The organism is Rhodococcus sp. OAS809 (assembly GCF_040546695.1).
GTDB lineage: Bacteria > Actinomycetota > Actinomycetes > Mycobacteriales > Mycobacteriaceae > Rhodococcus_F > Rhodococcus_F qingshengii.
This window is the reverse complement of record NZ_JBEPOI010000002.1, coordinates 5,008,956-5,035,351: the sequence shown is the minus strand read 5'-3', so window position 1 is coordinate 5,035,351 and position 26,396 is coordinate 5,008,956. Positions and strand designations below refer to the sequence as shown.

General features: G+C 62.5%; 21 protein-coding genes and 1 pseudogene. 9 read left to right on the top strand and 13 right to left on the bottom strand.

Annotated elements, in window-relative coordinates:
• Positions 1-28: 28 nt before the first annotated feature.
• Complete coding sequence (locus ABIE52_RS26530; protein WP_054188392.1) at positions 29-1,249, top strand: CoA transferase; 1,221 nt, start codon at positions 29-31, stop codon at positions 1,247-1,249.
• Between the two features lie 66 nt (positions 1,250-1,315).
• On the opposite strand, the gene ABIE52_RS26525 is transcribed toward ABIE52_RS26530, so the two are convergent.
• Positions 1,316-2,473, bottom strand: a complete 1,158-nt coding sequence (locus tag ABIE52_RS26525; RefSeq protein ID WP_003940617.1) for an acyl-CoA dehydrogenase family protein — start codon at positions 2,471-2,473, stop codon at positions 1,316-1,318.
• A gap of 195 nt (positions 2,474-2,668) precedes the next feature.
• Between ABIE52_RS26525 and ABIE52_RS26520 the strand changes: the two genes are divergently transcribed.
• From ABIE52_RS26520 to ABIE52_RS26500, 5 genes are all read left to right on the top strand, one after another.
• Positions 2,669-4,132 carry an MFS transporter gene (locus ABIE52_RS26520; protein WP_192712202.1) on the top strand — a complete coding sequence of 488 codons (1,464 nt, stop codon included), beginning with the start codon at positions 2,669-2,671 and terminating at the stop codon, positions 4,130-4,132.
• A 134-nt stretch (positions 4,133-4,266) separates the two neighbouring features.
• Positions 4,267-5,397 carry a thiolase family protein gene (locus ABIE52_RS26515; protein WP_192712201.1) on the top strand — a complete coding sequence of 377 codons (1,131 nt, stop codon included), beginning with the start codon at positions 4,267-4,269 and terminating at the stop codon, positions 5,395-5,397.
• A gap of 54 nt (positions 5,398-5,451) precedes the next feature.
• Positions 5,452-6,216, top strand: coding sequence for an SDR family NAD(P)-dependent oxidoreductase (locus ABIE52_RS26510; protein ID WP_192712200.1), 765 nt, complete (start codon positions 5,452-5,454; stop codon positions 6,214-6,216).
• Between the two features lie 41 nt (positions 6,217-6,257).
• A complete protein-coding gene (locus ABIE52_RS26505; protein WP_172827034.1) occupies positions 6,258-7,913 on the top strand; it encodes a class I adenylate-forming enzyme family protein in 1,656 nt (551 codons plus the stop codon).
• Positions 7,914-7,966: 53 nt separating this feature from the next.
• Positions 7,967-8,872: an NAD(P)H-dependent flavin oxidoreductase gene (locus ABIE52_RS26500; protein WP_376135298.1), complete on the top strand. Its 906-nt coding sequence runs from the start codon at positions 7,967-7,969 to the stop codon at positions 8,870-8,872.
• Here ABIE52_RS26500 and ABIE52_RS26495 read toward each other — a convergent pair.
• The 6 genes from ABIE52_RS26495 to ABIE52_RS26470 are packed head-to-tail and all read right to left on the bottom strand — an operon-like array spanning position 8,869 to position 14,912.
• Positions 8,869-9,765 carry a LysR family transcriptional regulator gene (locus ABIE52_RS26495; RefSeq protein WP_003939949.1) on the bottom strand — a complete coding sequence of 299 codons (897 nt, stop codon included), beginning with the start codon at positions 9,763-9,765 and terminating at the stop codon, positions 8,869-8,871. The two genes, ABIE52_RS26500 and ABIE52_RS26495, sit on opposite strands and share 4 nt — an antisense overlap.
• 3 nt (positions 9,766-9,768) lie before the next feature.
• Complete coding sequence (locus ABIE52_RS26490) at positions 9,769-10,671, bottom strand: LysR family transcriptional regulator (protein WP_007729501.1); 903 nt, start codon at positions 10,669-10,671, stop codon at positions 9,769-9,771.
• A 30-nt stretch (positions 10,672-10,701) separates the two neighbouring features.
• Positions 10,702-11,514 (bottom strand): enoyl-CoA hydratase/isomerase family protein, encoded by an 813-nt coding sequence (locus ABIE52_RS26485; protein WP_030537193.1) that lies wholly within the window; start codon positions 11,512-11,514, stop codon positions 10,702-10,704.
• Complete coding sequence (locus tag ABIE52_RS26480; RefSeq protein WP_030537194.1) at positions 11,511-12,272, bottom strand: crotonase/enoyl-CoA hydratase family protein; 762 nt, start codon at positions 12,270-12,272, stop codon at positions 11,511-11,513. Before ABIE52_RS26480 ends, ABIE52_RS26485 begins: the two co-directional genes overlap by 4 nt.
• Before the next feature lie 37 nt (positions 12,273-12,309).
• The gene (locus ABIE52_RS26475) at positions 12,310-13,356 is read right to left on the bottom strand and encodes an MBL fold metallo-hydrolase (protein ID WP_030537195.1); all 1,047 of its coding nucleotides are present in this window, start codon (positions 13,354-13,356) and stop codon (positions 12,310-12,312) included.
• The gene (locus ABIE52_RS26470) at positions 13,353-14,912 is read right to left on the bottom strand and encodes a long-chain-fatty-acid--CoA ligase (protein WP_030537196.1); all 1,560 of its coding nucleotides are present in this window, start codon (positions 14,910-14,912) and stop codon (positions 13,353-13,355) included. The genes ABIE52_RS26475 and ABIE52_RS26470 overlap by 4 nt, the downstream gene beginning before the upstream one ends.
• A gap of 187 nt (positions 14,913-15,099) precedes the next feature.
• On the opposite strand from ABIE52_RS26470, the gene ABIE52_RS26465 reads away from it, so the two are divergent.
• Positions 15,100-16,044 (top strand): LysR family transcriptional regulator, encoded by a 945-nt coding sequence (locus ABIE52_RS26465; RefSeq protein WP_051720896.1) that lies wholly within the window; start codon positions 15,100-15,102, stop codon positions 16,042-16,044.
• On the opposite strand, the gene ABIE52_RS26460 is transcribed toward ABIE52_RS26465, so the two are convergent.
• A complete protein-coding gene (locus ABIE52_RS26460) occupies positions 15,978-16,868 on the bottom strand; it encodes a LysR family transcriptional regulator (RefSeq protein ID WP_030537198.1) in 891 nt (296 codons plus the stop codon). The two genes, ABIE52_RS26465 and ABIE52_RS26460, sit on opposite strands and share 67 nt — an antisense overlap.
• A 182-nt stretch (positions 16,869-17,050) precedes the next feature.
• On the opposite strand from ABIE52_RS26460, the gene ABIE52_RS26455 reads away from it, so the two are divergent.
• Positions 17,051-18,721 (top strand): chitobiase/beta-hexosaminidase C-terminal domain-containing protein, encoded by a 1,671-nt coding sequence (locus ABIE52_RS26455; protein ID WP_192712199.1) that lies wholly within the window; start codon positions 17,051-17,053, stop codon positions 18,719-18,721.
• Positions 18,722-18,771: 50 nt separating this feature from the next.
• On the opposite strand, the gene ABIE52_RS26450 is transcribed toward ABIE52_RS26455, so the two are convergent.
• Complete coding sequence (locus tag ABIE52_RS26450) at positions 18,772-19,962, bottom strand: acyl-CoA dehydrogenase family protein (RefSeq protein WP_030537200.1); 1,191 nt, start codon at positions 19,960-19,962, stop codon at positions 18,772-18,774.
• Positions 19,963-20,271: 309 nt separating this feature from the next.
• Here ABIE52_RS26450 and ABIE52_RS26445 point away from each other — a divergent pair, with 309 nt between their 5' ends.
• Positions 20,272-21,492 carry an acetyl-CoA C-acetyltransferase gene (locus ABIE52_RS26445; RefSeq protein WP_007729531.1) on the top strand — a complete coding sequence of 407 codons (1,221 nt, stop codon included), beginning with the start codon at positions 20,272-20,274 and terminating at the stop codon, positions 21,490-21,492.
• Positions 21,493-21,497: 5 nt separating this feature from the next.
• Here the strand turns inward: ABIE52_RS26445 and ABIE52_RS26440 are convergent, their stop codons facing one another.
• From ABIE52_RS26440 to ABIE52_RS26425, 4 genes and pseudogenes are all read right to left on the bottom strand, one after another.
• The gene (locus ABIE52_RS26440; protein ID WP_003940302.1) at positions 21,498-22,694 is read right to left on the bottom strand and encodes a CaiB/BaiF CoA transferase family protein; all 1,197 of its coding nucleotides are present in this window, start codon (positions 22,692-22,694) and stop codon (positions 21,498-21,500) included.
• A gap of 72 nt (positions 22,695-22,766) precedes the next feature.
• Positions 22,767-23,508, bottom strand: a pseudogene (gene fabG / locus ABIE52_RS26435) (3-oxoacyl-ACP reductase FabG).
• Between the two features lie 42 nt (positions 23,509-23,550).
• A complete protein-coding gene (locus ABIE52_RS26430; protein ID WP_007729538.1) occupies positions 23,551-24,717 on the bottom strand; it encodes an acyl-CoA dehydrogenase family protein in 1,167 nt (388 codons plus the stop codon).
• Positions 24,718-24,837: 120 nt separating this feature from the next.
• On the bottom strand, positions 24,838-26,358 hold the full coding sequence (locus ABIE52_RS26425; protein ID WP_047272099.1) for an acyl-CoA synthetase: 1,521 nt from the start codon (positions 26,356-26,358) through the stop codon (positions 24,838-24,840).
• Positions 26,359-26,396: the final 38 nt, after the last annotated feature.

Below are 26,396 nucleotides of genomic sequence, written 5' to 3'. Positions count from 1 at the left end.
CACACTCTTCTATCACGGAGGACCACACATGACTCAGAGCCCAGGCCCGCTGTCCGGGCTTCGCATCGTCGAGGTCTCGAGCTTTGTCGCCGCGCCGCTGTGCGGACTGACGCTCTCCCAACTCGGCGCCGAGGTGATCCGGATCGACCCGATCGGAGGTGCCTCCGATTACAATCGCTGGCCCGTCACAGACAAGGGCGAGAGCATCTACTGGACCGGACTCAACAAAGGCAAACGGTCACTGTCAGTGGACATGCGCGCCGAACGCGGCCAAGAACTGATACGCCAACTGGTCACGGCGCCGGGACCTGGCGGCGGAATCCTGGTCACCAACGCCGGCGGCCGTAAGTGGATGAGCCACGACTCCCTGGCCCAGTTGCGTAGCGACGTCATCACCCTCGAGATCCTCGGACGCCGCGACGGCAGCCCCGGAGTCGACTACACGGTCAACGCCGCCTTGGGATTTCCACAGATCACCGGCCCCGCCGACTACGCCGGAGTTGTCAACCACGCACTGCCCGCCTGGGACGTCGCATGCGGGCTCTACGCCGCCCTGTCGATCACTGCCGCAGTGCGCCAACGTGACTCGACCGGACATGGATCTCGGATCACGCTCCCACTCGAAGACGTCGCATTGGCCACCGCGGGAACCCTCGGTTACCTCACCGAGGTACAAGTGAACGGTCGCAGTCGCGAGTCCGGCGGAAACGCCGTCTACGGCACGTACGGAATCGATTTCGTCTCCAGCGACAACGAACGGTTCATGATCGTTGCACTCACTACCCGCCATTTCCGCGACCTTGCGTCGGTCACCGGCACCACGGCGGCTGTCGACGCTGTCGAAGCTGCGCTCGGAGCCGACTTCTCCACCGAAGCGGATCGCTACCGTCATCGAGAGGTACTCACTGCTCTGTTCTCACATTGGTTCCGGGAACACAGCGGCGCCGAGATCGCTGCAGCGCTGGACACATCGTCGGTTCTGTTCGAGAGGTACCGCAGTTTCGAGGAAGTGGTGAAATCTGGCGAACTGGAGAACAACCCGATGTTCTCCGCACTCGATCAACCTCGAATCGGAAGCTACCTGGCTGCCGCCAATCCTGCCTCGTTCGACGGCGCACACCTGGGTACCGGACCCGCCTCCGAGGTCGGCGGCGATTCGATCGCGGTGCTCGCCGACATCCTCGGAACCAACGCCGATCACGCCTCGACGCTGATCGCGGACGGCGTGGTCGGGGTTCCGGCGAACTGACCTACCCGGAAGATGTTTTCGGCCTCGGAACACTTGTTCCGAGGCCGACAACATGTCGAGAGTGCGTCAGAGACCAAGATCCTTCGCGATGATGGTCTTCATGACTTCACTTGTGCCACCGTAGATTCGTGTGACACGCGTGTCTGCGTAAAGACGCGCGATGGGATACTCGGTGATGTAGCCGTACCCGCCGTGCAATTGGAGGCACTTGTCGATCACTCGACCTGCCGCCTCGGTGCAGAACAGTTTCGCCTTCGCTGCGTCGGGAATCGTCAGAGTGCCGCGGTCATGACATTCGAGTGCGTTGTCGGACACCAGCTGAATGGCATCAACCTCGGTAGCGCATTCGGCCAGAACGAATTTGGTGTTCTGGAAGGCCGCGACCGGCTTGCCGAACACCTTGCGGTCCTTGACGTAGTCGATGGCAAAGCGAAGCGCTGCACTGGCAGTGGCGGCCGCTCCGAACGCGATGGTCAACCGCTCCTGAGCCAGGTTGTGGGTCAGATAGCTGAAGCCGTCGCCCTCTTCTCCGAGTCGGTCCTCGACGGGCACCTTGACGTCGACAAACGAAAGCTCCGCAGTGTCGGAGGTCTTGAGCCCGATCTTGTTGATCTTGCGCCCCACCGAGTATCCGGGCGACGACGTATCGATCACCAGAATCGACAACCCCGTGCGCCGGTTCTCCGCTGTGCTGGGCGCGGTACGGCACACCACCAGGACGCGGTCGGCAAGTACTCCACCGGTGATGAACGTCTTGGAACCATTGACCACGTAGTGCGTACCGTCCTCCGACAGCTTGGCCGTGGTCGCGATGTTCGCCAGATCCGATCCTGTTCCCGGTTCGGTCATCGCAATCGCGAACATCAGATCTCCGGAAGCGAAGCCCGGCAACCAGCGGCTCTTCTGTTCTTCGTTCGCGTACTCGAGTAGGTAGGGCAGGATCAGGTTCGTATGCACCGACTGCGAGCCGAACGACGCCCCGGCGGCAGCAACTTCCTCGGCGACGACGACGTTGAACTTGAGCGACTTCTCGCCGCCTCCGCCGTATTCCTCCGGCACCTGAATTCCGAGTACGCCCAGCTCTCCGAGTCGTCGGTAGAAGTCACGGGGCGGGTGACCGTCCTCTTCCCACTTCTCGTGGACCGGGGTTACTTCCTTCGCGATGAAATCGCGAACGGTTGCCCGGAATGCCTCGTGATCCTCGTTGAACACGGTGCGCTGCATGTATGAACTCCAGTCGGTCAAGGGGACAGGGTGATCCTGATCTCACCTTGCCTCAATGTTCCGCATTCGATCCAACACTCATCGGCTATGCGTCCGATAGGGCGTACCAATATGGCCTGACCTGCGATACATAGGCAACCGCTATCGTTCCGATCATCGACGCGACATTGCTCAAAGTGATCCAGAACACGTTGAATGAGTCAGCCGGCAAACACACCACCATCGATCGCTTCGAGGCCGCGCTTCGAGCACGATCGCATCCGCCCACCAGTCTCGAAGGGACGCCACGTGACCCCCATCGCGCCACAGCGTAACGACGTCCAGCCCGAAGCAACAGCAACGCCAGATTCGTCAGCAGTTCCCATCTTCGGTACCCGCAAGCGTGCGTGGACGATGACCGGGCTCGTCGTTTTCCTCTACATCGTCAACTACGCGGACAAGGCAGTCCTCGGAATCATCGCTCAGCCCCTCGCTCGTGAGCTCGGACTGAAGTCTTCGCAAATCGGCATGGTCGGCTCGCTCTTCTTCCTGATGTTCTGCATCGGTGGATTCCTCGCCGGACCGCTCAACAAGTACCTGACCCTGCGTTGGGCGCTGTTGATCCTGGCCGCAATCTGGTCCGTGGTCATGCTCCCCCTCGTTCTCGGCGCCAGCCTCGCGATGTTGATCGTCTCGCGCATGCTCCTCGGATTTGCCGAAGGCCCCAGTTCGGCGCTGATGCACACCGCGGCGTACTCGTGGCACCCGCCGGCCAAGCGCGGCCTTCCCGGCGCAATGCTCGCCGGATCCGCCTCTGTCGCAAAGATCGCCCTCGCGCCGGTACTGACCTTCATCGCCGTTCATTACGGCTGGCGCGCAGCGGTTCTCTCGCTCTCCGTTCTCGGTCTCGTGTGGATGGGTTGCTGGCTGGCCGGTTGGTCCGAGGGCCCGTACACGAGCAAGGCCGTCAAGGCGACCAAGACTGCAGATACAGAAGCAACCGAGGCAGCCGGGACAGCCACGAAGGCGGTCACCGAGCCCAATGTTCCGTGGCGCAAGATCCTGCTCTCCCGCACCTTCGTCAGCTGCTGCTTCCTCATCGCGACCATCTACGCGCTGACCACCGTCGTTCTCACCTGGTTGCCGTCGTACTTCGAGGTCGGCCTCGGATACAGTGCGATGCAGGCCGGTTCGATGTTCGCGCTGCCCTCGATCGTCGGTCTCGTCCTCATGATCACCTCCGGTTCCGTCACGGACAAGTTGATCGGCCGCGGCTTCACCTCTCGTACGGTTCGCGTCATCGTTCCCTGTGTCGGCGTTCTGATCTGCGGATCGATTCTCCTGTTCCTGCCACAGATCTCCACCCCCATCGTCGCTGTCGCCATGGTCTCGATCGGCTACGGGTTCTCGGCAATCACCTTCCCGCTCATCAACGCTGCGATCTCGGAGCTGTGCCCGCCGCAGCAGACTGCCGGAACGATGGGATTTTTCCTCGCCATCATGTCGATCGGTGGCCTGATTGCTCCTTACGCAACGGGAGTCATCGTGGACAACGCTGCAACCCCGGCCGACGGTTACGCCCAGTCCTTCCAGGCAATCGGCGTCATCGGAGTGATCGCCGCGGTTCTGGTCCTCGTCTTCGCCAATCCCGAGCGCGATCGCAAGCTCATCCGAGGCTGAGTACTCCACGTATAGCCATTCGCTAACAAAGCCATTCACCGAAAGACATTGCCGGGTCGACCCGCTCGTGATCGACTCGAGACACGCCCCGACCGCACAGTCGCAGAACCGGGCACGAACAGCAGGAGAGATACATGCGAGATGCCGTCATCGTCGACGCAGTACGTACACCGATCGGCCGTCGCGGCCGCGCCCTCTCGGAGATCCATCCGGCCGAGTTGTCCGCCCATGTACTGCGTGCGCTCGCTGAACGGACCGGACTCGACGCGGCGACGGTCGACGACGTGATCTGGGGTTGCGTCAGTCAGGTCGGCGAGCAGGCCGGAAGCATCGCCCGCACAGCGGCACTCGCTGCCGGCTGGCCCGACAGCGTTCCCGGCGTCACGCTGACCCGGGCCTGCGGATCGAGCCAGCAGGCAGTTTCCTTTGCTGCGGCCACCGTCATCTCCGGTCAGAACGACGTGGTCGTAGCCGGAGGCGTCGAATCGATGTCACGAGTACCGATGGGTACCGCCAGCAAGAACGGTGAGCATTTTCCGGCTTCGGTACTCGAACGCTACGGGGTGGACGGTTTCAGCCAGGGGACCGGCGCCGAGATGATGGCCCGCAAATGGGCACTCACACGAACAGCTCTGGACGAATACTCCCTCCGCTCACACGAATTCGCGGCCCGTGCCACCGATGAAGGGGCATTCACCGGGCAGATCACTCCGATCGCGGGCTTGTCCCAGGACGAAGGCATTCGGCGAGGCGGAAGTGTGGAGTCGCTCGCGAAGTTGCCCCCGGCCTTCGACGCCGACGGTGCCATCCACGCCGGCAACTCTTCTCAGATCTCCGACGGGGCGGGCGCCACACTCGTCACGACCAGCGAGTACGCCCGGGCACGCGGGTGGAAGCCGCTCGTTCGTATTCACACCGCAGTGGTCGCAGCCGACGACCCGGTCATCATGCTCACCGGTCCGATTGCCGCCACCGCAAAGGCATTGGATCGCTCCGGATTGTCCATCGACGACATCGGCGCCTTCGAGATCAACGAGGCATTCGCCCCCGTCCCGCTTGCCTGGCAGGCTGAAACCGGCGCAGCCATCGATCGTGTGAATCCGCTCGGCGGCGCTATCGCGGTCGGCCACCCACTCGGCGGATCAGGTGCGATCTTGATGACTCGCCTGGCACATCACATGCGCGACAACGGAATTCGCTACGGTCTCCAGTCGATGTGCGAGGCCGGCGGCATGGCCAATGCGACCATTCTCGAATTGATCTGACCCGACAACGCTTTCGGGCCGACACGTCATCCAGCAGGAAAGAAGAATTGATTCATGAAACTCGAGGGACTTTCCACCGCGATCACCGGCGGCGCTTCAGGCCTCGGCCTGGCAACCGCTCGACGGCTGCTCGACTCCGGAGCGCAGGTCACGTTGATCGATCTGCCTTCGTCCGACGGTAAGCAGGTGGCGGCCGATCTCGGTGCTGCCGCACAATTCGCCCCGGCCGACGTCACCGACAGCGAACAATTCGCCGAAGCACTCGACGCGGCGCACGAGCGCGGCGGCCTCCGCGGCGTCGTCCACTGCGCGGGTGCCGGGCGTCGTATGCGCATTCTCGACAAGGACGGAAAAGCCGGATCGGTCGAAGATTTCGAGTTCGTCGTCAAGCTGAATCTTGTCGGTTCGTTCAACGCACTCCGTCTCGGCGCCGAGCGGATGGCGGAACTCGACGCAGTGGACGGTGAGCGAGGTGCCATCATCATGACGGCGTCGGTCGCAGCATTCGAAGGTCAGATCGGTCAGATCAACTACACAGCGTCCAAAGCCGGCATCGTCGGTATGACGGTCACCGCTGCCCGCGATCTCGCCAGCCGCGGAATCCGCGTAAACACCATTGCTCCCGGCATCATGGACACTCCCCTGCTGGCGCGCCTACGCGAAGACGTGCGCACGGCCCTCGAAGCCTCTGTTCCCAATCCCTCACGACTGGGTCGTCCGGACGAGTTCGGCCAGCTCGCCGTCTCGATGCTCGAGAACGGCTACCTCAACGGCGAGACCATCAGACTCGACGGCGCTATCCGAATGGCTCCCCGGTGACGGGCACCAGCGTGATCGCCAATCCACAACTGCGGCACAACATGCACTACCCGGATACCACCATGGCCTACTGGGCACCCAGCATGGCGGCGCTCTACGGTGACCGCCTCGCCGTCGTGGACGGCGAGCGTACGTGCACCTTCCGCGAACTCGGCCAGCGCAGTGCGCAATTCGCCGGCGCACTGCGGCAAGCCGGGGTGGGCGTCGGCGACGTGGTGTTGATGCACCTCGGGAACTGCGTCGAGTTCCTCCAGGCTTACTACGGATGCCTACAGGCCGGGGCGACAGTCACATTGGTCAACCCACTGCAGCCAGAGCTCGGCCTGCGCAAGCAGATCGAAGAGACGTCCGCCGTTGCTGCAGTGACTCAGAGTTCGCAGCTGCACGTACTGCTTGCGGCCGCTTCAGGAACCTCCGTGCGTACGATCGTGATGGTCCAGGACACCGAGGGCGCGCTCGACACACCGGAGTCGGTCGTCGCATTCGACTCCTTCATCGCCGATCTACCCACCGAATTCACCCCTGCCTCGGTTCGTAGCGACGACATCGCACACATCGCGTTCACCGGCGGAACCACCGGAGTCTCCAAAGGTGTTCGTGTTCTTCACCGCAACGTCGTCGGCAACATCACGCAGATGTGTGGGTGGAGAACCGGTCACGAGTTGGAAGCAGGTCCTGACGGTCTCGTCACGCCTCGACGCATCGACGGCCTCGACGTGCTCGGTCCGACGCCCGGGACCGGGGCGACCATCGTGGTCTCCCCTCTCTTCCACGCACATTCGTTGCTCAACACGTCGTTCCTGTTGATTTCCGGTCTCACCCAGGTATTTGCCGGTCGGTTCGAACCCGGCCGGATGCTCGAGCTGATCGAAAAGCACGAGGCCACCTATCTCACCGGGTCTCCCGCCATGTGGCACGCACTGTCGGTTCATCCCGACGCCACGGTGCGCAACACCGACAGCGTGTGCGTCGTGTCTTCGGGTGCTGCCCCGATCGACAGTGTCACGCTCGCCGCACTCCGCCGGGCATTTCCCAAAGCGCTCGTCGTCGAAGGCTACGGGCTGACCGAGGCCACCTGTGTGGTCACGGCCGCTCCGCTGATCAACGGCTCGGAATATCGGCAGAGCAGCGTCGGACTCCCGATCTTCGACACCGAAATCCAGATTCGCGATCAGCTCGACCGGAAGACCGTTCTGGGCGAGAACGAACGTGGCGAACTCTGGGTGCGTGGACCTCAGGTCACCGACGGCTATCTCGGACACCCGGAAACCACCGCAGAACAGTTCGTCGACGGCTGGTTGGACACGGGAGACATCGCGTACCTGGACTCGGACGGATACCTCTTCATCTGTGACCGGGCCAAGGACATGCTCATCTACAAGGGGTACAACGTCTATCCGCGGGAACTCGAAGAGATTCTGGTTTCGCACCCGGCGATCTCGACTGCCGCGGTTGTCGGCCGCGAAGTGGGGAGCAACGGCCAGGAACCCGTAGCCTTCGTGGTGATGATTCCGGGCGCCGAGTTCGACGCCGAGCAGATCAAGGCGTTTGTCGCCGAGCAGGTGCTGCCGTACAAGAAGATTCGCGAAGTCGTCGAGGTAGAACTCCTTCCGACATCGGCTGCCGGTAAGGTCCTCAAGACCGACCTCCGCTCGAGACTTCTCGAATCCGTCGATCAGAAAGGCGGTTCCAGGTGACGACCTTCGCAGACCTGACGTCGCAACTGCGTGTCCCGGTTCTCGCTTCACCGATGTTCATCATTTCGACTCCTGACCTCGTCATCGCGCAGTGCGCCTCTGGCATCATCGGGTCCTTCCCGGCACTGAATGCTCGTCCGCAGTCGGCACTTCGGGATTGGCTCAAACTGATCACCGTGGCTCGTGAGGAACATGATCGTGAGCACCCGGAGAATCCGTCGGCGCCATTTGCCGTCAACCTCATCGTCCACCGGTCCAACAACCGCTTGGAAGAGGACCTGGCGACCATCGCCGAGTTCGAGGTTCCGATCGTCATCACGTCCCTCGGCGCTCGCACCGACATCAACGACGCAGTCCACGCATACGGCGGAATCGTTCTCCATGACGTCATCGACAATCGCTTTGCACGCAAGGCGATCGAGAAGGGCGCCGACGGACTGATCGCGGTAGCTGCCGGGGCCGGTGGTCATGCCGGTAGGCAGTCGCCGTTTGCCCTGATTCGGGAGATTCGTGAGTGGTTCGCCGGTCCACTGCTGTTGTCAGGTGCCATCGCTCATGGTGATTCGATTCTCGCTGCGCTCGCGGCCGGGGCCGATTTGGCATACGTCGGATCAGCTTTCATCGCAACCGAAGAGGCTAACGCGGATCCTGCGTACAAGGAGATGATCGTGGATTCAGGGGCCTCCGACATCGTCTATTCCAACCTGTTCACCGGAGTACACGGAAACTACCTGCGGGGCAGCATCGTTGCCGCCGGCTTGGACCCCGACAACCTGGCCGAATCCGATCCATCCGCAATGAGTTTCGCGACCAACGACACCGATACCAAGGCCTGGCGTGACATCTGGGGCGCCGGACAGGGCATCGGAGCGATCGATGCAGTCCTTCCGACGCATGCAGTAGTAGAGCGTCTCGCCGCCGAGTACTCTGCCGCGCGAGAACGTATCTGCCGACTCTAGTGCTGTGACCGGCGTTCGTCGGACAGGTACTCGTGGATCAGGTTCACGAATACCTGTCCCACCGGCGACAACGTCGAGGGGTCGAAGGCGAGACCGTACGCACGCAGAAATCTCGGCTCGCAGGCCCGTTCCACCACCTGACCAGGCATCGATTTCGCCACCGAGCGCTCGACCAACGAACCGCCGAGTCCGGCGATGACCATCGGGAGCCGCGACTCCCGTTGCTCGGTCACCACCGCGAGTTCCGTTCTGGTACCGGCCTTTCGGATCGAATCTTCGATCGCGTCACCCATCGCTGCCCCGCGAGGAACGAATACCATGGGAATGTCCGGCATTTCCGAAAGGCGTACCGGCCCCTCGGGTAGTTCTGTTCCAGCCGGGTAGACCAGGCGGTATTCCTGCTCCCCCAATTCGACGATTTCGAGCCCTTCGCCCGCCTCGAGCGGCAGATGAGCCACCGCGAATTCGCAGTGGCCGTCCCGGATGAGACTTTCCAGATTGTCCTCACGCTCGAGTTCCGAGAATCTGACTCGTGCTTGCGGATACCGTCGACAGAACTCCGCAATCAGATCGACGATCGTCCCCGAAGTCAGTGCAGGGAAAGCCATGATGTCGAGGCGACCGACGATGGCGCCATCGGATGCCGTCAACTGTTCAGCCGCCGCAGCTACGTCTCGCAAGACCTGTCGACTCGGGCCGACCAGACTGCGACCGGCAGCACTGAGCACCATGCCGCGCCCGATGCGATGGAACAGCCTCACTCCCAGTTCACGTTCGAGCCCGCGCAACGCTTGTGACACGGTCGGCTGAGCAACGCCGAGAGCCGCTGCGGCGCCGTTGATCCCCTTGTTCTCGACCACTGCGAGGAAGTACTCCATCTGCCGGAACTCCACAGTTCACTCCTCTTCCGTGGACGGAACGGCGGAGGTGGCCATTTCCGCAGCCGTCGCGATGAATGCAGCGGCCGCCGGGGATTGCTCGCCCGAGCGATAGACGATACCGACGTCGCGTGTCAGCGGCGGATCGAAGGAGAAGGCGCAGACGTCTGTCATCTGCTGTTGTGCAACCCTTCTCGGCACTACAGTGGCGCCGATTCCGCGGCGAACCAGTTCCCACGTGGTCACAGGGTGGACACAGTCCACGACTACGTTCTCGGCGCCTTCGCTCAGTAGACCCCGGAACTGATTCGATTGATCACCGAGATCGACCACAAGCGGCAAACTGTGCAAGAGCGCTCGCGGAACCGGATCCGCCAACGGCGTTGCAAGTCGGCCGGACAACGACGCATGGGTGGCGAGCACCAACTCCTGAGTGGCAATCGGAGCCGTGACCAAACCTTCGTACCCGATACTCAGATCGGTGACGCCGACCTCGGCCGACCCTCGCCGCAACGCATTGTCGACCCCGGCCGGGCCGTACGTGTCGAGAACACGCACGACGATCTTCGGGAAGTTGGCCCGGAATCGCCGGACCAACTCGACCATCGGATCGATCGAGAACGCCGAGTACGAGACGACGTCGACACGACCGAACTCGAGTTCGCGAACGGCGGTCACTTTCGCCTTCGCGCGCTCGACGTCGGCAAGGATTCTCCTGGCCGCGAGATCGAACGTGCGGCCCGCGTCGGTAAGAACCAACCGCCTGCCCGTCCGGTCGAACAGCGTGGCGCCGAGTCGACGCTCGAGCGTACGAATTGCCTGTGACAGCGAGGGCTGCGAAATGTAGAGAGCCTGAGCGGCCTTCGTTATCCCACCGTGGTCGACAACAGCGACGAAGTAGGTGACGAAGTGCAGATCCACTCATCCATCATACGACCAGCGATCCGTCGCTCACTCCACCCGAGTTGCCCCTGGTACGGCCCACTCTCCGGTGAAGATCGGCTCCCGCTTTTCCACGAAGGCACGAACCGCGTCGGTGGCATCCGTCGCAAAATTGACCGCTTGCGCCCTCGCCTCGTTGTCCAAGGCCTCCCGCAACGAGAGGGAGGTGTGACGTTCGAGCATGGCGGCAGACTGACTCAGTGCGGCCGGCGGGCCGGCGGCGAGCCGCTGCGCCAGTGTTGACGTGTGTTCGTCCAGCTCGGCCGGTTCGACCAGATAAGTCACCAACCCGAGCTCGTAGGCTTCCTGTGCGTCGATCGTCTCGGCAAGCATCACCAGTCGCTTGGCTTGTTGGAGGCCGACCAGTCTCGGCAGGATCCACGAACCACCGAAGTCGACAGACAACCCCCGTTTGGCAAAGATCTGGCTGAACTTCGCACCCTTGGCCGCCACGACGAAGTCGCAGAGCAACGCCATGTTCCATCCGGCTCCGACGGCAAACCCGTCGACCTTCGCCACCAGAGGTTTGGGAAACTCACTCAGTGCGATTGCCGTTGCGTTGATGACACGCATGCGATCGAGCGGGTGCGACGAGCCACGCTTGTCCAGATCGGAGCCCGCGCAGAAGGTCCCATCCGCGCCGGTCAGGATCACCGAGCGAATCTGCGCGTCCTCTTGAAGTTCGAGGACTGCTTCACGTAGAGCGATCCAGGCGTCGAGATCGAGAGCGTTGCGGCGGTGCGGCCGACAGAGAACAATCGTCGCGACAGCACCGTCTCGTTCGATGCTTACGGCCGCGCGCTCGATCGTCTCGGCACTCATGAACCACTCCACACGGGAGAGCGCTTCTCGGCAAATGCCGTGGCGCCCTCCTTGGCATCACGAGAGGTGAAGACCGGATCGATGAATTCGCGTTGCGCGACAAAGGCATCCGGATCGGTGTACTTGGCGGACATTGCCAGTACCTGCTTGGTCGCGCGAACAGCCAGTGGACCGTTAGCCGCTACTCGGGCCGCAAGCTCGCGTGCGACGGTCAGCGCGTGTCCCGGTTCGGCGAGCCGATTGACCAAGCCGTGATGATGCGCCACGGTGGCACTGAGTGGATCCCCCGTGATCGCGATTTCCATGGCCAACTGATACGGAAGAATTTTCGGCAGACGTAGGAGTCCGCCGGCGGCCGCGGCAAGTCCCCGCTTCACTTCGGGCAGGCCGAATTTCGCGTCCGTGGACGCCACGATCAAGTCGGCCGCCAAGGCCAGTTCGCAACCGCCGGCGAGTGCCCAACCTTCGACGGCTGCGATCAGCGGCTTCGACGGCGGTGCCTCGGTCAGACCGGCAAAACCACGACCCGGTAGCGATGGCCGCTCTCCGCGCGCAAATCCCTTCAGATCCATACCGGCGCAGAAGGTTCCACCAGATCCGGTCAGAATGCCGATGGTGAGATCGGGGCGTTCCTCGAACTCGTCGATCGCGGCGGCGAGTGCCTGTGCGAGTTCCAGGTTGACCGCGTTCTTGGCCTCGGGACGATTGAGGGTGATGACGGCAACGCCGTCGGCGAAGTCGGTGAGCACGACGCTCATGTTCGGTTCCTACTTCCGTGATGAGATTCTTGAAAGGTCACTGCGCGCGAATGCTCCAGCGCACGGGTGTGCCGCCGGACGGTGTCACGATCTCCCGCTTGGCCAAAACAACAAGATGAGCATGGGTTTCGCGGACTGCCAAGCGAAGTAGTCGCGGCGACATCTGTTCGAACGGGCGAGACCAGGAGATCGTGCGTGAGAGTTCCCAGGCCGTGGATTCAGGCTCATCCTGCACCGCAGCCACGATCTCCGCCAATCGCTCCTCGTGATGCCCCATCAATTGACGTGCACGATCGGCGATCCCACGGAATCGATATTCATGTGCCGGAAGCACTTCGCACTCGCCCAGTGTTGTCGTCGCCTCGAGCGAGAGAAGATAACGATGAAGTGGGTTCTCGAGTTCACCGGGAATCGTGGAGATGTTCGGGCTGATCCTCGGCAGCATGTGATCGCCGCTGAACAACAAGCCTCTGTCCTCTTCCACGAAACAGAGATGTCCGGGAGTGTGCCCCGGTGTCCATTGGGCGCGGAGATTCCAACCGGGTAGGTCGAGTGAATCCCCTTCTCCCAGAACAATGTCGATGGTTTCGTGCTCAGCGAACCGCACCAGGTCGACCCGAGACGCGTCGAGCACTTCGGCCGGTGCGCCGAGTTCGGACAACTGCAGGTTCCAGCCACTGATGTCGTCGCGGGTCTGTTCGGGCCCGTGGTACCCGAGGAGCGTCGCGTCGGCCACGTGCATCGCAAGTGTCGCGCCGCTGACCTGCCGAAGACGCGGCGCCAGACCGAAGTGATCGGGATGCAGGTGCGTGATTGCCGCATAGCGCACTTCGGAAACGTGGTATCCGATCGATGCTATGCCGTCGACGAGAGCCTGCCAGGACTGTTCGTGATCCCAACCGACGTCGATGAGGGCAAGTCCGTCGTCGAGCGCGAGTGCGTAGACGAGTACGTAGCGCAAAGGGTTGTCCGGCATGGGAACAGGGATCGACCACAATCCGTCCCGCACCTGTTCGACCGGTGGAAGAACTTTGTTCGCCCACGCCTCACGTTGTGCGACACCGACGTCTTCGGTCACGATCATGATGCTTCTCCGCTCGCGTTCAGCATGGTCCGCAGGCTCGACTTGAGCAGTTTTCCGCTCGCGTTGCGAGGTAGGGAGTCCACGAAATGGATCTGGCGAGGTTTCTTGTACGACGCCAACTTCGCTGTGCTGAACGCGATCAACTCGTCGATGCTCGGCACGTCGGCACCGTCGACCAGTTTGACCACTGCGGTCACGGATTCACCCCAGCGCTTGTCGGGAACCCCGACCACCGCGACCTCGGCTACCGAGGGGTGCTCGGCCAGAATGGATTCCACCTCGATCGGATAGACGTTCTCTCCGCCGGTGATGATCATGTCCTTGAGTCGATCGGTGACGAACAGATACCCCTCGTCGTCCAGATGGCCGGCGTCCCCCGTTCGGAGGAAACCGTCGTGGGTGAACAATTCGGCGGTCTCACGGTCACGTCGCCAGTATCCGCGAGTGTTGTTTCTACTGCGCGCGACGATCTCACCGGAATTATTGGGCGGCAATTCCTCACCAGTGGTGACGTCTCGAATCGAGATCTCGACGCCGATCATCGGCTTGCCCGCAGAGCGAAGCAACTCCGAACGCGGCCCGCTCACATGATGGTCGTAAGCACGAAGGACGGATACCGAACCCGTCGTCTCGGTCATCCCGTATCGCTGAACGAATTTGCAGTTCAAGACAGTCATCGCGTGGGCGAGGAGCGCCGGAGTGATCGGTGACGCCCCATAGGCGACCACCTCCAGGCTGGTCAGATCGAAACTGTCGAGAGTCGGCAGATCTACCAGCGTCTGAATGACTGCAGGCACCAGAAATGCGTGGGTGACGCGGTGGGTCGCGATGGCATCAGCGACCCGAGCAGGCGCCATGTCTCCGAGCAGCACCAAAGGCACTCCGGCCGACAAGCATGTACTCATCCAGCCGGCACCGGCGATGTGAAAGAGGGGAAGTGCATCGAGTGCGACTGCATTCGAACCGAATTCGTAGACATCGAACCCCTCGGGCTCGTTGTACAGATTCCGGTGCGTGGCCACGACGCCCTTGGGCCGGCCGGTTGTCCCGGACGTGTACAGCTGCAGAACTGCTGCGTCCGGATCGTGCCCGTGTCCGGGGTCGACACCGGTCCCTGATGCCACGAACTCCGCCCAGGTTCGCGAATCCGGCAGGCCCCCTGCAGCTCCCACGGTTATGACCTCGATGTCCGGCAACGCTGCGGACATCGCCGCCGCCCCCGCGGCGAACTCGTCATCGACGATCAAGACGTCGAGCTCCGCGTCCTCGGCGATGTCGACGAGTTCGAGTGGGTTGAGCCGCCAGTTCAACGGTATGAACACAGCGCCTGCCTTCGCACATGCGATGAAGGTTTCCGCACCTTCGAGCCCCATACGCAGTAGCGCACCGACACGAGCACCCGTTGTGGTCACTTCTGCCAGCGCACTCGCCAAGGTGCTGGTCTCGCCATCCAGCTCAGCCCAAGTCAACGTTCGGTCGCCGCACGTGATTGCCGGATCGGACGGCCGTGTCGACGCCGAGTGGCGTATCCGGTTGGGTAGGTGAAGCTCGCTCACATCACGCTCCTGTGTTCCAGGTACTCACCGAGCACGAACCGCGGTCGGTGGTACTGGAACAGTCGACCATCGCTATGGCCTGCGCCACAAAGACGAGAAGGCGCACAGAGCCATAGCTCAGACCTATGTCCGCAGGTCGCAGCAAGTCACCGCCGCCAAGGCTCCGTCATCTGGGAGAATTCGTCAGATGCAGGCACCCGGCATGGACATACGCAGCGCGCAGTATCTCGTCGCGGTCGTCGATCACGGCAGCGTCACTGCCGCCGCGGACGTCCTGCGTATCTCGCAACCGTCCCTCTCGCAGGCCGTGCGCAACCTCGAACGAGCTCTCGGAGCCACACTCTTCGAGCGCACCACTCGCGGTCTGGCTCCCACCACGGTCGGACTGGCAGTTGCCGATTCTGCCCGTACGTTGCTCGCCGACGTTGCTCGGGCCGAGGCCGCGGTGGCTGCGGTAACCGCTTTGCGCGCCGGGGAACTCGCCATAGCAGTTCAGTCCGATCTCGCCATCGACCCTGTTGCAGAGGTCGCCGGACGCCTCCATCTGACGGCACCCGGAATTCGGTTCTCCACGAACGCCTCCGCCAACGCACAGGACGTGCGCGCGCTCGTCAGAGCAGGTACGTGTGAACTCGGGTTTCTCGAGACCCACCCGGGTGCCGAAGTCTCCGACGGGCTTCGAGAAATTGCCGTGAGCACCCAGGAAACGGTCTTGTCGATCCCCATTCGCCTGGCCACAGACCTCCCCGATCCGGTTCCGCGCACCGCGGTCGCGCGCCTGCCGATGGTGGTCGAGGCATCCGCAGTTCGGCGCGGGCACTCGATCGACGACGATCTGGAACTCACCGACGTCGTCGTGGAAGTGCCAGATCGCCTTGCTGTCCGGGAAATGGTCGGGCAAGGTGTAGGCGCCGCGCTGCTGCCCAGATCGATCGCCGAACAAGACTCCCCGGCATCTGAGGTTCGCTCGCTTTTCCCACCGATCACCCGGCAGACGATCTTGGTCTACCGCGACGGCCCGCTCTCACCGGCCGGGTCTGCGTACATCGAGAACATCTCCCCACGTCACAAGCCCTCCACGAACAGCCTGCCCAACGGCGAGAGCGTCTCCGGATCGAACTCGACGCCGTAATTCAGTGAGATCGCCGGCTCCACCGGAAATATCTCCGCGCCGGACGCGACCGACCTCTCGGCCAACGAACGCTCCATGAATGCCATGCCCAAACCAGCAAAGACGAACGCGCCGACGGTCTCCCGCTGCGCCAACTCCGTCGACATCCGAGTCCGGGCCCCGGCGGCCTGCAGAGACGACTCGATGGCAAGGCGAGCCCGCGAGTGTTTGAGCACACCCACCACGGGGAGATCGGGCAATGCCGTCAATGACACCGGCTCTCCCGCAGCGGGTTTCACACCATTCGGCCAGACGTCAGGATGAACCCCCGACGGCACTGCCAGCCAGTACTCGTTCACCCCCAACACTTTCGTGGACAGCGCCGACATGTCGGGTGGCCAGTAACTGAAGACCACCTCGCACGCGCCGTCTGCCAACACCTGCTCAGACGTTGCACCCTGCGGCAACTCACCGACCCGAACGGTCACAGCAGGCCACCGCTCACGAAAGTCTGCCACGATGCGTGCGATCGGACCTTCGAGACCATGTGCCGCGGAGCAGATGTCGAGCCGGCCACGAGGCTCGTCGGCCGTACCGATCGCGACGTCGAACGCGGCCGCGCTGCTGCGAGTCATCTGCCTCGCCGGCCCTACCAACGCCCGACCTGCTGCCGTCAGCACCAAACCGCGACCGACGCGGTGAAACAGTTCGACTCCGAGTTCACGCTCGAGGCCACGAATACCCTGCGACAGCGACGGCTTGGTGACCGACAGATTCTGCGCAGCCGTCGACAAGGACTCACCACCGGCAACGGCAAGGAAGTACTCGATCTGACGTAGGTCCACTCCATCGACTTTGCCATAAACGCAGCCGGGTATACCGGTACCAAGCACTGCAGGGTGTTCACACACGCTTCATTAATCGGACATTCAGGACACACCTTCTTCTACCCGGCGCCACCTACCGTAATTGGTCCAGACCAATTACGGATAGGTCTGAACCACCGCGTCGAAGACAAGGAATCCTCGTGAGACGTACGACCATCGCGATAGCAGCCGTGACAGCGGCTCTCGCCGTTCCCGGCATCGCCCCCGCCGAATCCCACGCCGAACCCGGCTGGGGCAGTTCGTCCTTCGAATGGGGCAGCTCTTCGGGCGAGAACAACACGCCGCCCGCAGCGCCCGGCGTCAGCGTCCCCGGCGGACGGTACGAGCACCCCGTCGACCTGACCTTCACCGCCGAGCGCGGCGCCACCGTCCGCTACACCGTGGACGGAACGACACCCACCACCGACAGCCAAGCTGCCACGCCGGGACGTCCGCTGCACATCGCGCAGGACACCAACGTCACTGTCGCAGCTTTCCGAGGCGATCACGCGAGCGCGGCCGTCTCGTTCGGCTACCTGATCAAGACGTCGGAAAAGCCGCTGGCTCAGGTCGTCGTGATGTCCGACGTCCACGTCGGCGATCACGCGAACAACGACAAGAAGTACGAAAGCTTCTTCGACACAATCGGTTCCATCTTCCCGAAACCCGACGCTATCCTCTCCAACGGGGACATGATCAACGACAACGGAGACGGCAAGGGGCCCGACCACAAGATCGTCGCAGAAATCTTCCAGGCAAACCTCGCCCGGAAGGGCATGAACGACACACAACTCCTGATCTCCAACGGCAATCACGATGCAAGTCTCGCGGCGATCAGAGCCGGGTACCCGGCGGAGTGGTTCCCGGATTCCGGTGGCGGATACTACGAATCCGACGTCAATGGTGTCCATCTCTTCACGGTCAACACCGAAACCTACAACAATGATTCAGCGCAACGCAATTGGCTGAAGTCCCGCCTGACCGAAATCACCGCGGAGTCCGGGAACCTGACCAAGCCGATCCTGGTCCAGGGACACCGGCCGGCAAGCAACACAGCCATGGACGGGCAGCAGGCGTCGAACCCTCGATTGACCGAAGACCTGAGTGCCTTCCCTCAGGCAATCTTCTTCTCCGGGCACTCACATCTGAACAACAACGACGACCGGTCGATCCATCAGCGTGACTTCACGTCGGTCAACGACGGCTCGATGTCGTACATCGAAATCGATCACGGCTACCAGATGGTGACCGAGTCCGGTCTCGCGAACCGTTTCGAATCACCCACTGCCCAAGCGCTCTTCGTCGAGGTCTACCAGGACCGCACGGAAATCAACCGAATCAACATGGCGGCAGACAAGCACGACATCTACGCCGGTGGCGCGTGGTCAGCCAACTGGCAGCCGCCGTACTCGAGCGCGGGCACGCTGAGCGGTTCGGGGTGGACGGTCGAACTCGACGGGTCGACCAACCAGCAGATCAAGGACAACTTCCGCTACACCTCGGGCGCACGGAACACGCACGCGCCGGAGTTCACCTCGAGCACTCCGCTCTCGGCGACGACCGGCGAAAACGGTGCGACCGCACTGAGGATCGCGCAGGCCAAGGACGATCAGATGGTGCACCACTACGCCGTCGAGGTCACGGACACAGCCACCGGAGCGAAGGTGGTCTCGTCGAAGGTGCTCTCGGACTTCTACTTCATGCCGCGGCCGAACAGCCTCGACATTCCGATTCCCGACGCCGCAGCGGGCACCGCATACGAAGCCCGCGTCGAAGCCGTTGACGCATACGGCAACCGGTCACCGGTGACAACCCTGGCCTTCACCCGCTGACCCGACACGACAAAGCGGCACCGCGCATATTCGCGGTGCCGCTTCTCGGCTCAGTTGTACGTGCGAAGCAGGCCCTTGCTGATGATCTGCTTCTGGATGTCGCTGGTGCCTTCACCGATCAGAAGGAACGGCGCCTCACGCATCAACCGCTCGATCTCGTATTCCTTGGAATAGCCGTATCCGCCGTGGATACGGAAGCTGTCCTGGGTGACCTCCGAGCAGAATTCACTCGCCAGATACTTCGCCATACCCGCGGCGACATCGTTGCGCTCACCCGAGTCCTTGAGCCTGGCAGCGTTGACCATCATCAGATGTGCCGCTTCGACTTTGGTGCCCATCTCGGCGATCCGGAACGCGATGGCCTGATGCTCGGCGATCGGCTTGCCGAAAGTCTCGCGTTGCTTGGCGTAGGTGACAGCCAGTTCGAAAGCGCGCTGGGCAATTCCGCAGGCACGCGCGGCGACGTTGACCCGGCCGACCTCGACGCCGTCCATCATGTGCCGGAATCCCGAGCCAGGGGTGCCACCGAGAACCTCCTCGGCTCCGATCTCGAAACCGTCGAAGATCATCTCCGTGGTGTCGATTCCCTTGTACCCCATCTTCTCGAGCTTGCCCGGAATGGTCAGGCCCGGGAGTACCTCGCCGAAACCTGCGGGTTTCTCGATCAATATCGTCGTCAGATTGTTGTGCGGCTTCTCCGCGCCCTCGTCCGTCTTGACCAGGACTGCCACCAAGGTCGAGGAACCCCCGTTGGTCAGCCACATCTTCTGGCCGGTGATCACGTAATCGCCGGAGTCCGTCCGCTTCGCCCTGGTCGATATGGCAGCAACATCGGAACCGAGGGCAGGCTCCGACATGGAAAATGCACCGGTGAGTTCCCCGGAAGCCAAACGCGGCAGGTACTTCGCCTTCTGTTCCGGCGTCCCGTGCGCCGAAATCATGTGAGCCACGATGAAATGCGTGTTGATGACACCGGACACGCTCATCCATCCACGGGCCAATTCTTCGACGCACAGCGCGTAGGTGAGCAATGATTCGCCGATACCCCCGTACTCGGGGTCGATGGTCAGTCCGAACAGACCCATGTCCTTCATCTGCTTGACGATGTCGGTCGGGTACGTATCCGAGTGTTCGAGTTCCTGCGCCGCGGGGATGACCACACGATCGACGAACTCGCGTACCGCCCCGACGATATCGGTCTGAGTTTCGGTCAATCCCGCCGTCTGCGCCAAACGAGTCACTGTTCCACCTGTCAGTCGGTACTTCGCGCCCTCCCGGTCGACGAAATTGATTCGACTCCAGGAACTTTCATCCCGCCGCGACGTGTGTGCGGCAGAGACGCTGTATCCATTCAATCCCCGAAGGGTATATGTGTCAAAGTCGATTTCGCATACGAACCGTATGGCGGAAACTATGTCCGAACAGGTCGTTCCTGCTGTTGACAACCGCGCCACGTGTGCTGGATATTCGAGAGGCCAGGTCGCGGTGGGCCCTTCGATCGGCCCGTTCACGCGACGCATTCCCCACTCTCCTCGAGACAGGCGCATTCCATGCACGACGCAGTCATCTGTGAACCCGTTCGCACCCCGGTGGGCGGATTCGGCGGAGTCTTCAAGGACGTTCCCGTCACCACACTCGCCGGCACTGTTGTGCGTGGCCTCGTCGAACGAACCGGCATTGCGTCCACCGATGTCGACGACGTCATCTTCGGTCAGGGGTACGCCAACGGAGAGGCCGCGGCCATCGGACGAATCGCGGCACTCGACGCCGGTCTCGACGTGTCCGTTCCCGGAATACAACTCGATCGCCGTTGCGGTTCGGGATTGCAGGCGATCATCTACGCCGCGATGCAGGTACAGACTGGGATGAGTGATCTGGTCATCGCCGGCGGCGCCGAGAGCATGAGCGGAACCGAGTTCTACTCCACCGACATGCGTTGGGGCACGAAGCGCCCTTCCGTCGAGTTCCACGACCGATTGGCCAAACCGCGCACGAACTCCGGCGGAGTCAACTTTCCGGTGGAAGGCGGCATGATCGAGACCGCCGAGAACTTGCGCCGGGAGTACTCGATCACCCGCGACGAGCAGGACCGATACGCGGTGCGATCGCACGAACGGGCCGTTCACGCCCAGGACAGCGGGTATTTCGACGACGAGACCATTCCCGTTTCGGTCCCCGGACGCCGTGGTGAGCAGACAGTCGTCACCCAAGACGAGCATCCGCGCCGAGGGATACAACTGTCCGATCTTGCTGCACTGCGCCCCATTCGAGGTCGCGTCGACCCCGAAGCAACAGTCACCGCCGGAAACGCCTGCGGCCAGAACGACGCCGGAGCCGCGGCCATCGTCACCACTGCGGCCAACGCCGAACGGCTGGGCCTGCGGCCGTTCGCGAAACTGGTCAGCTGGGGTGTGGCCGGTGTGGAGCCGAACCGGATGGGCATCGGACCGGTGCCTGCCGTGGCGAAGGCTCTCTCCCGTGTCGATCTGTCGCTGGACGACATCGACCTCATCGAAGTCAACGAGGCCTTCGCCGCCCAGGTTCTCGCGTGCGCCAAAGCCTGGGGATTGAGCGCGCAGGACATCGAAGAACGCTTCAACGTCAACGGTTCCGGAATCTCGCTCGGACATCCTGTCGGCGCTACCGGTGGGCGGATCCTCGCCAATCTGCTGCGCGAACTCGACCGGCGCCAGGCACGGTACGGGATCGAGACCATGTGTATCGGTGGCGGACAAGGGATTGCCGCGGTGTTCGAGAACCTGCGACGCTAGAAGCGTTAACCGATCGATCCGTCGCGGCGAAGTTCCGCGATCCGGTCGCCCGTAAGTCCCAACTCGGCCAGCAGAGAATCCGTCTGCTGGCCGAGTGCCGGAACGTCACCCATGCGCATTTCGACATCCGAATACGTCATCGGAGGCAGCACGGCATCGATCGGACCGTTCTCGGTGCCCACGGACCGCCATCTGGCACGCTTCTCCAGCTGCGGATGTTCCAGCAGACCGGCCATGTCGTTGAGTGCCGCGGCCGGAACACCAGCGGCGGCCAGACGCTGATCCAGATCTGTCGTCGAGTACAGACGCGTCAGAGAGCCCACCAATTCGTCTACCTCGCCACGGTTTTCGACGCGCACGATGTTGGTGCGGTAACGCGGATGATCGACCAGATCCTCTCGCTCGAACACGTCCACCATCAGCGCTCGCCATCCACGGTCGTTCTGGACGCCGATCAGGATTTCGCCGTCGGCCGTGGGATACGAATCGTAGGGAACGATCGCGGCATGGCCGAGACCGACACGTGGAATCTGCTTGTCTGCATACATTTTCATGTACATCGGATGACCCAGCCACTCGACGGTGGAATCGAACATCGAGACCTCGACGAGCGCTCCCTTGCCCGTTCGCTCTCTACGGAACAGGGCGCTCAGAATCGAAGTCAGCGCGTACATTCCTGCCGCGATGTCGGAGACCGGGATGCCGGTCTTGGTGGCCGTCTCCGGTGTGCCTGTCACGGAGATCATTCCGGTCTCGGCTTGGACCAACATGTCGTAGGCCTTGCGCTCGCGCCGCGGGCCGGCACTGCCGTAGCCGGACATGTCGATCACGATGAGCCGTGGGTATTTATCGCGCAGTTCCTCCGCGCCGAACCCCAGTCTCGCGGCTGCGTCGGGAGCCAGGTTCTGCAGGAACACATCGGCTCGCGCGACCAGATCGAGAAGGATCTGCCGGCCGGCGTCCGACTTCACGTCGACGGCGATCGATTCCTTGGAACGGTTGAGCCACACGAAGTGTGATGCCTGACCGTGAACCGCCTGGTCGTAGTGACGCGCGAAGTCACCCTCGCCGACGCGTTCTATCTTGATCACCCGCGCACCCATGTCCGCGAGATGTCTGGTGGCGAGCGGTGCCGCCACCGCCTGTTCGAGTGCAACTACGGTGATTCCGTCGAGCGGAAGATCCGAGTTCGGCTGTCCCATGTCAGTAGTCACCCCAGAAGTCTTACACCCAGAATTCTCACACTCTGAATTCTTGCACTCGAACAGGACGGATCAGATGTGGCGGCCGCCGGTGATCTCGAGAACCGTGCCGGTCATGTAGCTCGAGAGGTCGCTCGCGAGGAACAGCACAACCGAAGCAACTTCCGAAGGCTCGGCTGCGCGCCCCATCGGAATCTCGGCAAGCTTCTCGTTCCAGATCCGTTCGGGCATCGCCTCGGTCATCGCCGTGCGGACCAGTCCGGGCTGAACGGCGTTGACGCGAACGTTCTTGAACGCGACCTCTTTTGCCGCGGCCTTCGTCAGACCGACGATCCCGGCCTTCGCGGCCGAGTAGTTGGTCTGCCCGAGCATGCCCACCTTGCCGGAGATCGACGAGATGTTCACGATCGCGCCCGTCTCACGCTCGCGCATGCGGGCGGCGGCAGCGCGTGTTCCGTTCCAGGCGCCCTTGAGGTGAACGGCGATCACGTCGTCGAAGTCCTGCTCGGTCATCTTCCGCATCGTGGCGTCGCGCGTCATGCCGGCGTTGTTGACCATGACATCGACTGGACCGAAAGCGCTTTCGGCCAGATCGAGCATGGCCTCGACCTGTCCGGAGTCACGCACGTCGCAGGAAGCGAAACGGGCGACCGACTCTCCACCGAGTTCGGCGACCGCAGCCGTTCCCACGGTTTTCGTTGATGTCGCCGAGAACGACGGTCGCGCCTTCCTTGATGAAGGTGCGCGCAATTTCGAGCCCGATGCCCTGGGCTCCTCCGGTCACTACCGCAACCTTGCCGTCCAACAATCCCATGTCCACTCCGTTCGTGAGGTTAAAGCTCGTCTGGAAAATGTGTCAGCGCTGGTTTTGCTTTTTCGCTTGCGCCACGAGCCCACCACCGAGAATCAGACGCTGGATCTCGCTGGTTCCCTCGTACAGGCGCAACAGGCGAACTTCACGGTAGATGCGTTCGACCGGAACACCACGCATGTACCCGTTGCCCCCGTGGATCTGCACGGCGAGATCTGCGACCTTGCCCACCATCTCGGTGCAGAAAAGCTTTGCCGCCGAAGGCCCGAGACGGCGATCCTCACCGCTGACGTACCGCGCGGCCACCTCGCGCACCATCGCGCGCCCTGCCATCACACCGGCTTGCTGGTCTGCCAACATCGCTTGAACCAGCTGGAAGTCGCCGATCGCGGTGCCGCCCTGTTCCGTGACCACGGAGAACGCGACAGATTCGTCGAGCGCTCGCTGTGCTGCTCCCACCGAGAGCGCCGCGATATGGACTCGTCCGCGCGCGAGAGACGTCATCGCTGCGCGGTATCCGGTGTCCTGGTCGCCACCGACGAGGGCCGACTCGGGAACTCGGACGTTGTCGAAGGTGACCTCGGAGGTCCAAGCACCTTCTTGACCCATCTTCTTGTCCTTGGGACCGACCGTGACACCTGGCGTGTCAGCCGGAACCAGGAACACTGCAATTCCCGGACCATCGGAATCCGCCGGGCGAGTGCGCGCGAACACCACGAACAGCTGTGCCAGTGGAGCATTGGTGATGAACCGCTTGTTGCCGTCGATCACCCAGTCGGATCCGTCCAGCACTGCCTTGGTCCGAAGGCCGGCCGGGTTGGAGCCCGCGCCGGGTTCGGTGAGAGCAAAGGAAGCCACGACATCACCGGAGGCGATGCGCTCGAGCCACTGAGCCTTCTGCTCGTCGGTACCGAAGCCGACCAGCACCTGCCCGGCAATTCCGTTGTTGGTACCGAACATCGAACGCAGCGCCAGAGACGTGTAGCCGAATTCCATTGCCAGTTCGACGTCTTGGGTGAGGTCGAGTCCGAGCCCACCCCATTCCTGAGGGATCGCGTAACCGAAGAGCCCGATAGCTGCGGCCTTCTTGCGTATGTCCTCAGGAATGGCGTCGGTGTCGGCTATCTCCTGCTCACGCGGAACTACTTCCTTACGGATGAACTCCCGCGCAGTCGCCAAGATATCTGCGAAGTCATCTGCATCGACCTGCATTCCCACCACTCACCTTGCTGTTTCCGAAGTCCATGCCGTCCCCCGAAGTCAATACCGTGAGGCAATCGGAGTCAAAGACCTGAAAACGAACCGAAGGTAAGGCAGAACCTATAGCAAGCTTCAGACGGTGCGCAGTTCCCGCTTCAGTAGCTTGCCGCTCTGGTTGCGCGGAAGCTCGGCCACGAAACGGACATGCTTGGGCACCTTGAACGGAGCGATTCGCTCCTTGACGTGGGCAATCAACGCCTCGGGCGTCAACTCGTCGTTGCCGTCCTTGAGCACGACGATCGCGGTGACGGCCTCGATCCACTTGTCGTCGGGCGTACCGATCACGGCAACTTCTGCCACAGCTGGGTGCGTGTAGACCGCATCTTCGACCTCGCGTGACGCCACCAGGATGCCGCCGGTGTTGATGACGTCCTTGATCCGGTCGACGACCGTGATGAAACCTTCTTCGTCCCGCACGACCAGATCGCCCGAATGGAACCAGCCGTCACGGAAGGCCTCGGCGGTGGCTTCCGGATTCTCCCAGTAGCCGTTGCACAGCTGCGGTGAGCGGTAGAGAACCTCGCCGGACTCACCGTCGGCGACATCGTTTCCGTCGGCGTCGACGACGCGGGTTTCGACGAAGAACACCGCGCGACCACAGGAAGACGGGCGATCAGCATGCTCGCTGGGCTGGAGAACTGTTGCCAGTGGGCCGATTTCGGACTGGCCGAAGCAGTTGTAGAAACCGATGTCCGGGTAGCGCTCGCGCAGACGATTGAGCACGGTGACCGGCATGATCGAGGCGCCGTACTGCGCCTTCTTCAGCGACGACAGATCGCGGGTCTCGAGGTCCGGATGGTTGGCCAGCGGTACCCACACGGTCGGCGCCAAGAACAGCGATCCGATCTTTTCGGCTTCGACACGGCGCAGGATTTCCGGGATGTCCGGCGCCTGCATCAGACTGACCGTCGCGCCGACGGACAGGTACGGCAGCATGAAGACGTGCATGCCCGCGGAGTGGTACATCGGCATGCAGATCAGCGGGTTGTCGTTCTTGTCGAGGCCGAGCGCGATCACCGAGGACACGTACTCGTGAACCAGTGCACCGTGAGACATCATGGCGCCCTTGGGCTTCGAGGTGGTGCCCGAGGTGTACAGGAGTTGCGCCAGATCGGTCGACGTCGCACGCGGTTCGAAGACCGGCACCTCGCCTGCCTCACCGATCGTGACGACGGACAGTTCCGCGTCCCGCAGTGCGATCACGTGATCGAGATCGAGGTCGGAGCGTACCGAGTCGAGCGTCGGCGCCAATGCCGGATCCACCAACACCGCGCGGGCGCCTGACTGCGCCACGAGGTACCGGAGTTCCTCCCCCTTCAGTGCGTAATTGACCGGAACATGCACCAAACCTGCTCGTGCACAGGCAAGAAATCCGATTGCATAGGCGTCGGAGTTGGTTCCGTATGCCGCGACGCGGTCGCCGTGTTCGAGCCCCAGACCGAGCAAGTAGGCGGCGACCCGCGTCACCGCGTCGTCGAGTTCGCGGTAGGTGCGAGTGCGATCTTCGAATACGACGGCTACACGGTCGGGGTACTTGGCTGCCGAGCGCCGAAGCACTCCGTCGACAGTGTTGGTGCGTGGATCCAGGCTCATGCGCCTCAGGTTATAGGACGTCCAACTAAACCGGAAGA

Coding starts and splice junctions, on each gene's coding strand:
- ABIE52_RS26510 (WP_192712200.1), top strand. CDS start 5,452: ATGAAACTCGAGGGACTTTCCACCGCGATCACCGGCGGCGCTTCAGGC.
- ABIE52_RS26525 (WP_003940617.1), bottom strand. CDS start 2,473: ATGCAGCGCACCGTGTTCAACGAGGATCACGAGGCATTCCGGGCAACC.
- ABIE52_RS26515 (WP_192712201.1), top strand. CDS start 4,267: ATGCGAGATGCCGTCATCGTCGACGCAGTACGTACACCGATCGGCCGT.
- ABIE52_RS26530 (WP_054188392.1), top strand. CDS start 29: ATGACTCAGAGCCCAGGCCCGCTGTCCGGGCTTCGCATCGTCGAGGTC.
- ABIE52_RS26505 (WP_172827034.1), top strand. CDS start 6,258: ATGCACTACCCGGATACCACCATGGCCTACTGGGCACCCAGCATGGCG.
- ABIE52_RS26430 (WP_007729538.1), bottom strand. CDS start 24,717: ATGCAGGTCGATGCAGATGACTTCGCAGATATCTTGGCGACTGCGCGG.
- ABIE52_RS26480 (WP_030537194.1), bottom strand. CDS start 12,272: ATGAGCGTCGTGCTCACCGACTTCGCCGACGGCGTTGCCGTCATCACC.
- ABIE52_RS26445 (WP_007729531.1), top strand. CDS start 20,272: ATGCACGACGCAGTCATCTGTGAACCCGTTCGCACCCCGGTGGGCGGA.
- ABIE52_RS26440 (WP_003940302.1), bottom strand. CDS start 22,694: ATGGGACAGCCGAACTCGGATCTTCCGCTCGACGGAATCACCGTAGTT.
- ABIE52_RS26520 (WP_192712202.1), top strand. CDS start 2,669: ATGAGTCAGCCGGCAAACACACCACCATCGATCGCTTCGAGGCCGCGC.
- ABIE52_RS26485 (WP_030537193.1), bottom strand. CDS start 11,514: ATGAGTGCCGAGACGATCGAGCGCGCGGCCGTAAGCATCGAACGAGAC.
- ABIE52_RS26475 (WP_030537195.1), bottom strand. CDS start 13,356: ATGATCGTGACCGAAGACGTCGGTGTCGCACAACGTGAGGCGTGGGCG.
- ABIE52_RS26465 (WP_051720896.1), top strand. CDS start 15,100: ATGCAGGCACCCGGCATGGACATACGCAGCGCGCAGTATCTCGTCGCG.
- ABIE52_RS26425 (WP_047272099.1), bottom strand. CDS start 26,358: ATGAGCCTGGATCCACGCACCAACACTGTCGACGGAGTGCTTCGGCGC.
- ABIE52_RS26500 (WP_376135298.1), top strand. CDS start 7,967: ATGTTCATCATTTCGACTCCTGACCTCGTCATCGCGCAGTGCGCCTCT.